The 13,151-nt window shown below is 51.2% G+C and carries 8 protein-coding genes; 4 read left to right on the top strand and 4 right to left on the bottom strand.

Features of this window, described 5'->3' with window-relative positions; translation table 11 throughout:
* Nucleotides 1-9: 9 nt before the first annotated feature.
* Together O9139_RS02005 and O9139_RS02000 are read left to right on the top strand one after the other, a co-directional pair.
* Nucleotides 10-1,188, top strand: coding sequence for a Ger(x)C family spore germination protein (locus O9139_RS02005; protein ID WP_270877778.1), 1,179 nt, complete (start codon nt 10-12; stop codon nt 1,186-1,188).
* A 9-nt stretch (nt 1,189-1,197) separates the two neighbouring features.
* Nucleotides 1,198-2,364 (top strand): Ger(x)C family spore germination protein, encoded by a 1,167-nt coding sequence (locus O9139_RS02000; RefSeq protein ID WP_270877777.1) that lies wholly within the window; start codon nt 1,198-1,200, stop codon nt 2,362-2,364.
* 35 nt (nt 2,365-2,399) lie between these two features.
* Here O9139_RS02000 and O9139_RS01995 read toward each other — a convergent pair whose 3' ends face one another.
* The 4 genes from O9139_RS01995 to O9139_RS01980 all read right to left on the bottom strand — a co-directional run bounded on the left by O9139_RS01995 (nt 2,400) and on the right by O9139_RS01980 (nt 11,829).
* On the bottom strand, nt 2,400-6,542 hold the full coding sequence (locus tag O9139_RS01995) for an S-layer homology domain-containing protein (protein WP_270877776.1): 4,143 nt from the start codon (nt 6,540-6,542) through the stop codon (nt 2,400-2,402).
* A 446-nt stretch (nt 6,543-6,988) separates the two neighbouring features.
* Nucleotides 6,989-9,886 (bottom strand): alpha-L-rhamnosidase, encoded by a 2,898-nt coding sequence (locus tag O9139_RS01990; protein WP_270877775.1) that lies wholly within the window; start codon nt 9,884-9,886, stop codon nt 6,989-6,991.
* 26 nt (nt 9,887-9,912) lie between these two features.
* A complete protein-coding gene (locus O9139_RS01985) occupies nt 9,913-10,083 on the bottom strand; it encodes a hypothetical protein (RefSeq protein WP_377526947.1) in 171 nt (56 codons plus the stop codon).
* A 141-nt stretch (nt 10,084-10,224) separates the two neighbouring features.
* Nucleotides 10,225-11,829, bottom strand: a complete 1,605-nt coding sequence (locus O9139_RS01980) for a GGDEF domain-containing protein (protein WP_270877774.1) — start codon at nt 11,827-11,829, stop codon at nt 10,225-10,227.
* 163 nt (nt 11,830-11,992) lie between these two features.
* Between O9139_RS01980 and O9139_RS01975 the strand changes: the two genes are divergently transcribed.
* Complete coding sequence (locus O9139_RS01975; protein ID WP_270877773.1) at nt 11,993-12,724, top strand: AzlC family ABC transporter permease; 732 nt, start codon at nt 11,993-11,995, stop codon at nt 12,722-12,724.
* On the top strand, nt 12,715-13,035 hold the full coding sequence (locus O9139_RS01970) for an AzlD domain-containing protein (protein WP_270877772.1): 321 nt from the start codon (nt 12,715-12,717) through the stop codon (nt 13,033-13,035). Before O9139_RS01975 ends, O9139_RS01970 begins: the two co-directional genes overlap by 10 nt.
* Nucleotides 13,036-13,151 lie beyond the last annotated feature (116 nt).

Below are 13,151 nucleotides of genomic sequence, written 5' to 3'. Positions count from 1 at the left end.
TAGGTGCTCATGAAGAAGATCGGGTTATGCCTTATCCTTTCTTCGTTGCTGCTGCTGCTGGGTGGCTGCTGGGATTTAAATAACATTGAGAACTTGAATTTTGTCAATGCCATCGGTATGGATTACGCGAATCAAGAATATATCGCCTATGGCCAGATGGTTGACTATGCCACTACAGCCAAGCAAGAGAACGGAAAATCGACGCAGCCCTCTATCGTTTGGGTCGGACAAGGCCGGGGAAAAACCGTTAATCTGGCCATAACCAACTTATATCAAACCGCTCAGAACCGAATCATTTGGAGCCATGTCGGCGCTATGGTACTATCCGAGCGGATGATTCAACACGGATTTGATGACATGAACGATGCCAATCTGCGCTATCGTGAGCTGCGGGTTACCCCCTGGATCTATGGTACACATGAGAACATGGATCAATTGTTCTCGACCCAGTCTTTTTTTAATTTATCTCATTTATCCACACTTCTGCATGAACCTATCGAAACGTATAGGCAGCGATCCTGGATTCAGCCGATGCGTTACCTCTATTTCATATCGGATATTTTGGAGCCAGGCAAAACTGTTGCCCTGCCATCTGTCAGTATCAATAAGGATCAATGGACCACGAATCAGAAAGCGACTGCGAAACTCGAAATCAGTGGCGCTTTTATCATCCATAATGATGTATATAAAGGGTGGCTGGACAATGCGCAATTACGCGGCCTGCGTTGGATGAACACACGAACGAAACGTTCGCCTATCGTCATTAGGGATGATGGCAAAGCGATTGCCACGGTATCGCTGGAGAAGCCTCATGTGCAGGTGAACAGTCGTTCTGGCAAAGACCAGAAGCCGAAATATTCCATTCGAGTGCAGTTGATTGGCAATATCGTGGATCTCTACAAGCCCATCACGGAGAAAACCATTCAGCAAAAAACAGAAGCAGCCGTCGAAAATGAATTACGCTTGACCTACAAAGAAAGCCTGAACATCCGCGCAGATGTCTTTCAATTGGAATATTATTTATACAAGGACCATTACCCGCAGTGGCAGGCGCAAAATCAACAGCACCTTCTCCGCCTGGATGAGGATTCTCTCGTAGATATTCAAGTCCATGTGGATATTTTGAACACAGGTATGACGAGAGTGGGTGACTTGAGCCCTGTTCATGGATTTACAAATAAGGAGTGAGGATGCACTTTGTCAATTAACACGAAAAAGCTTCTATGGCTCCCACTCGTCATCATGCTCAGCGGCTGCTGGGACAGCCATTATATTGAAAATATTAACTACGTGACCGCCCTCGGCTTGGACTATGTCGACAATCAATTTATCGCCTACGGGCAAATGCTTGATTTCGGCACGATCGCCAAGCAGGAAGGCGGAAGAAAGCCGCAGCCTGCGCAGGCATGGGTAGGCAAAGGCAAAGGCGAAACGTTCAATCTAGCGCTGAATGATCTATATCGTACTGCACAGCAGCGCATCTTATGGAGTCAGATTACATCGATCATTATTACCGAGCGTGCCTTACAGCACGGGACGGCTGAATTTCATGATGCGATCACCCGCTATCGTGAAATCAGGCTTACGCCGTGGGTATATGCAACGAAAGTGCCGATTGAGCAATTATTTGTCACACCGGCGTTTTTCAACTTATCGGAACTTGCCACCATCCAACATGATCCGGTGCAAAATTATAAGCAGCTTTCATGGATCAAGCCGCTGAAGTATATGCAATATTCGACCGATTCGCTGGAACCTGGCAAAACCGTCGTTTTACCGGCGCTGACCATTCAAGAATCACAGTGGAAGCGAAATGAGCAGAACGATCCAAAAATGCTCGTGAGGGGCGCTTGCCTAATTAAAAATGGAACATATTTGGGATACCTCTCGCAAACTCAACTCATCGGTCTACGCTGGATGACACCGGAGACGAACCGGTCGCCGATTGTGATCCCCGGAACGGACAGCACTTCCGAAACGTTGTCCTTGGAACGTCCCAGGGTGCGGGTGAAGACGAGCTTCGCCGCAGACAAGCCTACTTTTGCCATTGAAGTGGATTTGTTTGGCAATATTGTCGAGATGGACTACCCGATGCGCGAAGCTGAAATGAAACAAAAAGCCGAAGCTGTGGTCCAGCAGCAAATTCAAGCCACATTTAAGGCTGCCCTTGAGGAGCATATCGATATTTACCAGCTTGAATATTACGCCTATCGGGACAACTTTAAAGCATGGAAACAGCTCACCGCGCAGCAACCGTTCGAGCTATCCAAGTCGTCGCTAACTTCGGTTAAAGTGACCGTCCAGCTTGTCCATGGGGGGATGCTCGAGGAACGAAAAGATGCCCCTCACGAAAAAAGCGGTTAGACCAGATCTCTAATCTGGCTAACCGCTTTGTGTTGTTAGTTGCTATTGGCAAGGGCTTGAACGAGCCCATCTATCAGTACCGCCGCTTCCGCGCGGGTCAGTTGGTCATGCGGCTCGAAGCGTTCGCCTTCCTTGCCTTGCACCAGGCCTGCCGACATCGCTTTGCCGACGGCTGCTTTTGCGAAGGCGGAAATATCCGCTTCGTCCTTGAAAGTAGGAGCTGTGCCGGCCGGCATATCCGCGCCTCTAAACAGTTCCAGCGCCCGGACCATCAGCACGACCGCCTCCTCGCGGGATACGTACTGCCCGCCACGGAACGTGCTGTCTTCATACCCGTTCATGAGTCCCGTTGCTGTCACGGCGGGGATCAAGCCGGAGAACCAATCCCTTTCATGCACATCGGAATAAGGACTATTCACCAGCGGCGTCGAGGTAAAGCCTAGCGATCTGCCGAGCAAAGCCATATACTCAGCCCGTGTCAGTTTGCGCTCCGGTTGGTAAGACTGATCCGCATAGCCGGTGACAATGAGCTTATCCGCCAAATGACGGATATTCGATTCCGCCCAATGGCCCGCCACATCCGCCAAAGGGGCAATGGTATCGTTCTCTATCACGGCGTAAGCGGAGTTTCCATTGCGCATTAGTTTGGCAACCTTTTTGCCATCCACCGCCACGAATTGGGTAGGAACGGGGCTCACAGTCCCGTCCGCATTCACGAGCACGCCAACTGCATGGTTGGTGTCCGTGTTGGCGTCCAGCGCCAAAGTACGGTTGACGAACTGTTTGCCGAAATCGTCCAGTTGAACTTGCTTCGTGCCCGAGGTGAGCACGATATCGAACTGCGCGACCTTGGAAACCAGCTTGCCTTGTTTCAACACCGTGTCCTTGCGCTCGATCACTTGCACCTCTAAGCTTGTATCGGCTCCGAGTGGATCGAGCCCTTGCAGCTGTGCCTTGACCGCCGGGTTCAGAAGCAGCGCCGCAGGCAATTGGTAAGAAGCATCACCGGTTTGCAAGGTGAAGGTGCTGCCTGCGTTGTTATCGGCAATCGCTGCCAATAAGCTAGTTGGCATGCGCAGCTTAGCTGCACCCGAAGAAGGGCTGTCTACCGTAACGAGGAAGTTTTGCACTTCCCGGTTCGCGGACAGTTTGGCGAGAACGTCAGCTTTGTCCACTTCAGCCACGGGAATCTGTGTGCCGTCAGCCATCTTTTGCATGGTGATTGTGGAGCGTACCTCCACCTTTGGTGTGCCAGGTTTCGTTTCAGCAGGCGCCACAGGTTGAGAAACTGCCGGCTGAGACTCTGTGGAAGCTCCGTCATGGTGAGAATCGCTATTCGCGAGCAATCCATAGAAGGCCATAACTTCAGCCGCAGATTTGGACTCAAACCCGCTGCCATTATAAATGCTGAGCGAATCAGGGGCCTGAACAAGTGGCAGCAGTTGTTTGGCGGTCTCTTGATTCGCCGCCGTATAGAACCAGGCTGCGTCTATATCATACGCCTGATCATTCAGCGTAATCCGCAAGTCGCCTGCCTTCGGTGCTTGGTCGGCAGGTGAAGACATCAGCATCTCCGCCAGCTTGATCCACTGCTCGTTTGGTAAATTTTTCAAATCTAAGTTAGGCAGAAGTCCGATGTGGTTATACTCCGTGCCTTTCGTGCCGGTAAACTTGGCATCCGTAAATTTCATGGCGCTGCCATCAGGGAACATGTATTGCACCTGCGAAATCCCTTTGCCGTATGTCTTTTTACCAAGGAGTGCAGCGCCGTTATCTTTCAATGCGACCGACGTGATCTCCGATGCCGAAGCTGTATTTTCGTTATCCAGCAGTACAATTCGACTAAATTTATTTTCGGTTCCCCGTCCGTAGATGATCGGTGGATAGCTTTTATTTTTCGACTCCTGCTGAATGAGTGGTGTCCCTTGGGCAAACGCCGATTGCAGGAAGTTAAAGGCGGCATTGGCATCGCCTCCGCCATTGTCACGCAAATCTAGAATGAGATCTACGCTTTTGCTCAAATCCAGCTCAGAAGCTTTTTCGTTCATGAACTGCCCGATCAACTGCGGCAAATTATTCGTAAAAGAATGGATCGTTAAATGGATCGTATGATCGTTGATCACTTTCCCATCCACGACCGGAGGGAAAATATTGGCTCGAGTCATCGTTACCGTGAACGGGACTTCATTGCCTCTGACCACCGTTAACGTTATATCCTCTCCGACTTCCCCTCGCATCAGCAGCAATCGTAATTCGGGAAGGATGCCTTCCAAGCTTTTACCGTCAATCGCTGTAAGTAAATCCCCTGGCTGTAGGCCATGTTCAGCCGCAGGACTGCCGGGTAAGATCGATACCACTTTAATTCCGCTCGGTTCGTCCCCCATTGTGATGCCAATGCCACCGAGATTACCGGAAAATTGCGATACAAAGCCTGCATATTCCTCTTTGGTAAAGTAATAGGTGTACCGGTCATTCAAAACCTTGAGCAAATCTGGAATGCTGCCGGCTGCATCAATCGCTTCAGGGCTGATCTGCCCATGATCGAAATACATTTCATCCTTGACCAAAGATTTCATGATCGCCAGGTCGTCATGCTCCATGCCCGCAAGATTTTTGGTCACCACCAAAAGGGTTGGCAGTGTTAGACCAGCCCCTGGTTCAGTCTCAATAAGCGTCCCTTCCAGCGTTCCTTGAACGATGTCATCTTTGTGTTCGAAGGGAACGGCTGCCTCTTGAGCTTGCTCCGGGTCCCACTCATTTAACGCGATTTCCGATGCTTGATAAATGTGCAGGCTGTTCAGCAACCGAACAGGCAGATACCATTTCACATTCCCATGCGCATTTCCTGCATCCGAGAACAGGCTCGCAACAGCGCCGTCCTGGTAATTCGATTTTGTAATAAATTCGGGCAGACTGCTCCGGGCATGAAAAGTAGCCAGCGTACTTCCGTCTAAATCCGGGTCAACGCTCCCCCCTGTCTGGTAAATGCCCGCATACACATTCCAATAGGCGTCATCGGACTCTTCAAAATGAGCAGGTTTGAGAAAAAGCTGTAAGGTGCCGGTTTCGGCATTAAACGTCCACCCGTTCGGCGCGAACTGCGTATCAAAATCAAGCGTCGAAAGGACCCCCGGGTGAAAAGGTGCGCTGCCAAACTCGTAGGTTATCCTGAACGTCCGGTCTTTATAAGCTTCCATATCCATGGAGCCTTGCGCATTCACAAGGTTCATCTGCACGGAAGTATCAGCCGTCACATAGCCGGCCGAATACAGGCCTGCGAATTGATTTTGGACGGTGATATCCGGCATTGGCACCCACTGACCGTTGTCGTATAGGTCAACCGTAGCTTTCGTCTGGCTGCGGATATCTTCATCAGGCGAAACCGGCGTGTTCATCGGATTCAGAAGATCGTTGCCATACAAGCGGCTCATTACACCGGTTTCCGTGTCATAGACGGAAATCGTCACAGGGCCGGCGGGCGGATGCGGGAGCGTGGACGTATCCAGCACATAGCTCGTCGAGGTCAAAGGGCCAAAGCTCGTTTCTTCAACGGCTGTTGGATCGTCTTCAGCTTCCATTTGCACATTTACGTTGTATTGGAAGGGTCCTGTGCCGTTAGGCGTCTCCCAGCTTAGCTCATATGCCGAGGCGTCGTCCTCTGCAGGCGACACAATAAGTCCAGAGCCTGATTTCGCTGTTAGCGGATTTTGATTAAAGTAATAATCCTTGCCGCCTACAAAGTCCTGATGCGTGGCATAGGTGCGAAGCTTCGTATCGGAACATGAGCCGTAGGCAAATGCTGCCGGAGGAGCGGTTTCGCCGAACTGCGATGACCCTCCACCTGCTCCGGTGCCCCCTTCACTTGCCTCCGCAGAATTCCCCCCTGAACCGTCCGGCAAAGCGGAAAACTCGAAACGGTACACTCCGTTGGTTACCGTCCATGGCGATGCATGAACATCCAGGCATGAATGCTCTGGTGCGAAATCGTTAAACAGCATCAGCTTATTTGGGGATGAATCCACATAAGTGTCTGAAGTGACAGTCCCCCGGACCGTGCCGTCAGCTTCATACGTTATGGCGACCGTCGTCTGAGCGAATGCCTGCATAGGTGATGCAAAGAGTAAAGATAATGAGAGCAATGGAGCGAAAAAGGGTAGTGCCAATCTGTTAACTTTCATGCTGCGAAAAAAAGTCACCGCCTTCAATGAATTCGTATTGTTAGGACTAAGGATCTACATTGGATGTAGAGCCTGTCCATTATATCATCGAAACTGTGATTGCTCTATACCCCTAAATAGGTATAAGTGCCTGGGCTGAGTTAATGACAAGTGGGCCTCCTTGCATCTGCTTAGCTATGCCCGAAATAACCGCTTGCAGCGCGCAATGAAGGGTGACGGACGGCAATAGCCCCATTTAATTGGGCTCAATCCCACGACAGCTGCAATCTCGGGGGGAGGAGCCCCCTCCCGCCGCAAATTACAAGCCCCGATCAAAAAAAAGACTGGCAGGATTCACATCCTTTCCAGTCATCTAGTCACTCGTACGCCCCACGCGAAACGTCAGGCGACTCCTCTAAAGCATGCTCTTGCTCCTGCCAATGCCAACATTCCGCTCCCCATCAAGGTTACAAACGGGCAAGGTCCTCCAGGATCGCGTCGACTTGTCCTCGGGATATGCCGGCCATCGTATTTTCAGTCAGCTGCTTGAACGTGGACTTCTTCATAAAATGAAAGCCCGCTCCAGAGAAAAATTGCGGAATATGCTTCCGAAGCACGGCGGCAGCCGTCTCGTCATTCAACACCTCATCCACTCTGGTATTTTCTGTAAAAACATGCCGGAATAGTTCCTTATTCGCGTAAGTAAAGCTGTAGCTACCCGAGCCAATCGTCAACCGGACGCTATGATCCGTCTCGACCGCTGCTTGCACCCCTTCTGCTTCAGCAAGAGCGCCGCCGCTCTCTTGCAGCTTTTGCAGCGCGGCCCCCTTCAGCACGAGATTAGCCGTTGTATTCGCAGGGATTTCCGCGGCAACTTCGATATGCTCGCCTTCCACGCGCCAAGCTACAGCGATGCGGCCGTACAAGGAGCGGTGGGCAGCTTGGGCCGACGTCAGTTTATCGAGGCCGAACAAAGGCTCCAAATGGATGTGCTTATAAGCCGGCGCCGCAGACGGATCCATGTTAAGTCCGGCTACCTTGCGGTACAGCCAGTCACCGATCGCGCCATAAGCATAATGGTTAAAAGAGTTCATATCATCGCTCCAGAAGGAGCCGTCCGCTTTGATGCTGTCCCAATGCTCCCAGATCGTCGTCGCACCTTGGGAAACCGAATACAGCCAGCCCGGGTAGCTCTCCTGCAGGAGCAGCTTCACAGCCGTATCGTGGTAGCCGCTGTTCGATAAGGCAAAGCACAGGTACGGTGTGCCCACAAAGCCCGTCGTCAGATGATAATCGTTGCCCACGATCTGCTCATTAAGCTCACGGGCAACGCGCTCCTTCACATCGCCTTCCACCAAGTCAAAAGCAAGGGCGAGCACATGCGCAGTCTGCGTCGGTGAAGCAATGCGGCCGTTCTTCGTGATGAACTCGTCATGAAAAGCTAGTTTGACTTGTTCATACAGCTCGCCGTAATGACGTGCCTCGTCTTCCTTACCGAGGACGAGCGCCGCATCACGGACAATACGCGCCGAATACGCGTAGTACGCTGTCGCAATCAGCGCTGTCGGCGTCGCCCCGATGTAGCTGTTCTCCTTGGCATCCAGCGCAAGCCAATCCCCAAAATGGAAGCCGGTGTTCCACAAGAACTCCTGCTCGCCTTGCGCGCGGATGTACCCGACCCATTGCTTCATACTTTCATACTGCTCAGATAGCAGCCGCGTATCGTCATAATATTGATAAACCGTCCACGGACAAATGACGGCGGCATCTCCCCACGCCGCGGAGCTGGAACCGCCGACGACATCCGGGATCACAAACGGCACGCCGCCATCTGCATGCTGCTCCGCTTTCAAGTCATGCAGCCACTTGGTGAAGAACGGTCCGCCTTGATAGTTAAACAGCGCCGTGCTAATAAATACTTGCGCATCCCCCGTCCAGCCCAGTCGCTCATCGCGCTGCGGGCAGTCCGTCGGGACATCGAGGAAGTTGCTCCGCTGTCCCCATTGGATGTTGCGCTGCAGCTGGTTCACCCTGGCATCCGAGCATTCGAACTCGCCCGCAGGCTCCATCTCGGTATGCATCACTTCACCGGCAAAAGCGTTCAGCGGCAGGCCGTTCTCCTGCCCCGGATACCCCTCCACGAGCACATAGCGGAAGCCCATAAAAGTGAAATGCGGCGCATAACTTTCACTCCCGCCCCCTTTGGCCATATACTCAACCTTTTGCTTCGCCGGGCGCAAGTTGCCGAAATAAATATTGCCGTTCTTATCCAACACTTCCGCATGCTTCAGTACGATTCGTGTTCCTGCAGGAGCATCGACGGTAAAGCGCACGCGGCCGACCATATTTTGACCCATATCGAGCACATGATCGCCGGCAGGCGTCACGAACGCGGCAATCGGGCGCAGCGTTTGCGTCACTCGCGTCGGTGCGTTCTCTTGCGCGACCAGCACGTCATAAGATAAGCCTGCTCCCACTTGCACGGGCTTCCATGCGCTTTCATCAAAAGTAGCCTCACTCCAACCCTCCTGCTCTTCACGGGCATCATAAATCTCTCCATGATAGATCGTCGAATAGCGGACTGCGCCAGTCGAGGCTTTCCACGAAAGATCCGAGCCGATCACAGCTTCGGTGCCGTCCGTATAACGAACGTGCAGCTGCAGCAGGGCGGCGCGGTGTTCGCCATATGTAAAGTTCTTGCCTTCGAAGCCCATGCCGCTGCGATACCACCCGTCAGCCAGCACCACGCCGATCGCGTTGCCACCTGCTTGAAGCAGCGTCGTCACGTCATACGTCTGATATTGCAATCTGTGATGGTAGCTGGTCCATCCGGGAGCCAGCAGCATGTCGGACGCCTGCTTGCCGTTGACGTACAGCTCGTAAACCCCTGCTGCAGTTGCATAGATGCGAGCGGATGCGATCCCGTCGCCTAGCTGGAAGCGCTTGCGCAGCAGAAAAGAGGCCTCCGTCTGCGGATCAATCTCGCTCGCCTGCGGGGTGATCCATTGGGCTGTCCATTCGCTTATCTCCAGCAGCCCCGTCTCCCACCAAGCGGCCTCGCTCCACGCCGATTCACGGCCGAAGTTGTCCCACACCTTCACCCGGTAGTGGTATCGGGTCCGCGGCTGCAGCGCCCCTCCCGCATAGGCAAGCTGAATCGACGTGTTCGATTCCACGTAGCCGGTATCCCAAAGCGGCTCGCTGAAACCGTCCTCGCGTACCGTCACCACGAGCCGGTACCCCTTCTGCATCGTCCCGCGGCGGTCCGACTGCAGCAGCCAGCTTAGCCGCGGCTGGTGAACGCCGATTCCAAGCGGATTCACTTGATATTCGCATGTAAGACCTGTCACCTTAAGTTCGGACATCATAAACACTCCTCTTGTGCCGGTTACTATACCTTGACGGATCCTGCCGTCATACCGGCCACGATTTTTTTATTAAAGAAAATAAATAAAACAAACGGCGGTAGTGTAATAAGTAACATGTTCATAAAGTCCGGACCGGTGATGCCGATGGCGTTCAGCGCCGCATTGATCATTCGCTGCGAAGGGTGCATCAGCACACCGAAGGTTAGTCCTACTGCTATTGTACTAAGGAGTGTCGGGAAAAATATCACTGACCTTAGATAGCTCTTGGCTCTTATTTTTGAAGGGCAGGTGCGGTCTGATTCTATTTGGCGCCCATACCCTCAAGCCACTCGTTGCTATTTTTTTGGATCTTGGTCCACTTTTTTGGGGGCGCCCGAAAAAATAGAAATCTCATGCTTCCCGCTTTTTTTCACCGCATACATCGCTTCATCGGCTTTACGCAGCAAAGAGGTCAGATCCGCCGCATGAGTCGGATATAAGCTGACTCCCGCACTGAAGGTAATGGGGAGCTTAATCAAATCAGAGCAATAGGCATTATTCAGCAAAGGGAATAACCGCCTTTGTAATTCCTCATAAATGCCGGATTCGTTCCCTCCAGGAATAACCATGACAAATTCGTCGCCGCCAAGACGTCCGATCAGCTCATCCGCTTGTGCATGCTGCTGCAACAGTGCCGCAATATGCTGCAAATAGCGGTCCCCCGACACATGCCCGTACGTATCATTGATCAGTTTGAAATTATCCAGATCGATCAACACCAAAGCGAACGGCTCTTGCTTGGCTATTTTTTGCAGCAGCTGTTCCCGGATCGCCGCCCGGTTCCATAGACCAGTCAAGGAATCGTGATGTGCCAAGTATTTGTAATTGCGCTCGGATTCCAGGAGCTTCCGCTCGGTATCCTTCATCGAGGTCACATCCGTCAAATGCATGACGATCAGTTCGTCGTCGGATTCCTCGACCTTTTCGAGCCAGGCCATCAGATCCAGATGCCCTTTGTCAGGATTGTTCAAGCTTATCTCCCACTGGGCAGCTTCCGCGCGACGCTCCTGAAAGAACAAGGCCAATCTTTCACTGACATGTATCGCTCCATCTGCGCTCAACAGCTCTGGAATGTCTTGAACCGGGTAGTGTTTGAAGAGCAGTTGGGCCTGCGGGTTGAGCTCTTTGACATTTCCTTTTTTATCCAAAAGTAAGATCGCTGTCGGCGCGGATTTGAACAGGATATGGAACAATTGCCGGTAGTCAGGCAAAATATCATATTTGGTAACGAGATGGCGCAAGGCCATCGCCCACAACAAATAGCCGATAAAATAAAAAATCATCGCCTCGCGGCTCGTGAAAAATCGGGACTGTAAGAAGACCGTTACCGCCATAAACCAGGCGAATAGCAGAAATAAGCTGATCAAAAGAGACCGTAAAATGATTCTGCTTTTCGTTTCGGTAGTCCGATACCACGAATAGGCCAGAATGATCACCGAGAGTAAAATATAACCGGCCACGAAGAAAAGCGTCAGAAACAATAGCATCGGGGCCAGCGGACTGCGGCCGTCTGTCACATTAGCGTTGAACAGAACGCGATGGTCCTGGCTGAACAGCATAATAAATAAGCAAATAAAAGGAGAAGCGTAAATAACCGGCAGCCACCTCACCATCGGCGTGGTAACCGGCCTGCCCATCAATACGCACAAATGGACTAAAAAACAGATGATCAACAGCAGCATCGGGCCGCTTCCATATAGGACGATCTGCATTTGATACTGCGGAAGCAAGGAGGTTTTGATATATTCACCTAAAAAATAAAAGAGGAATGACAGCATTAAAAGCGCCGCAATCCGATTCAGCAAACTCTTCCTGTTACGGGCAAAAAGTGCAACCGCCATATAAAAGAAAAAATAGGTAGGCAGCAAAATTGTCAAGAAATCCATGAATAGATCATTCATTGTGAGCAAGTTCCTTATCGTCGTCATTTTATGCCAATTTCAATTATAGGTTGCTCGAACTCTTTTATAAAGAAAATTAAATAGTCTAGACACTGCGTACATATTTTCGTATCATATATTGTACAATTCGGAGGTTATACCATACAGATAAGGAGCGCATACGATGCAAGAGAATGTTTACATAGAACGTCAGGGCGTCGAAAAGAGCGATGAAAGCTTTTTGCAAGGTGTAAAAGCTTGTATTCCTACGTTATTGGGATATTTAAGCATCGGTTTTGCCGCGGGAGTTGTGGAAAAAACTTCTGGACTTAGCATCCTCGAAATCACCATGCTTAGCATCCTTGTCTATGCGGGTTCGGCACAATTCATTGCCGCCGGGATGGTTGCGGCGAACGGCTCTGTCATGGCTATTATTTTTACGATTTTCTTTGTCAATTTACGCCATCTTCTGCTGAGCGCAGCATTGTCGCCTTATTTTCGCCACCTCACCCCGCTCAAAAATCTATTTATCGGTTGCTTGATCACGGATGAGACGTTCGGCGTCGCAATTAATCAGACCGCAGATAAGAAAGCGATAAGCGAAAAATGGATGCATGGCCTCAACGTGACGGCCTACTTGAATTGGATTGCCGCGAATATTGCGGGCGCCTTTTTCGGCCAGTGGATCACGAATCCTGAGCGGTTGGGTCTGGATTTTGCACTGCCCGCGATGTTCATCGGGCTGCTTGTCCTGCAGCTGGTCAGCCGCCGCAAGATCATGATCGATGTCATCGTTGTGCTATGCTCCGTTGTCATTGTTATCGCCGTTACTAAGCTTGTATCAGGGAGCGCGGGCGTGATCGTGGCTACATGCATCGCATCGTTGATTGGAATGGTGGTCGAAAAATGGAAATAAGATGGTATATTTTTCTCATCATTGTTGGTTCATCGATTGTCACCGTTCTCCCAAGGGTGCTGCCTCTGATCGTTCTTAGCCGAATCCAATTACCGGATTGGGGGATGCGCTGGCTGAATTATGTGCCGGTCGCCGTCATGGCCGCTTTGGTCGGGCAGGAGCTTTTGCTGCAGGATGGCAACATTTCGATATTACATAATATCGAGCTTCTTGCCGCTTTACCTACGTTTGCCGTAGCTATATTCACTCGCAGTTTACTCGGCACGGTCGTGGTCGGCATTGTTTCGATGATGATTTTGCGTTTGTTATAAAAGAAAGGCAGCCGCTCCAGATTTGAAGTGACCCCTTAAAGTTAGACAAATATTTTATGCAACCTGTTGGGCGTGAGCACGGTATTGTACCGGGCTCATGCCTTTTAATTTTGATT

Source organism: Paenibacillus aestuarii (assembly GCF_027789125.1).
Lineage (GTDB): Bacteria > Bacillota > Bacilli > Paenibacillales > NBRC-103111 > Paenibacillus_E > Paenibacillus_E aestuarii.
The sequence above is the reverse complement of the archived record's forward strand: the minus strand, read 5'-3'. Positions and strand labels throughout refer to the sequence as shown.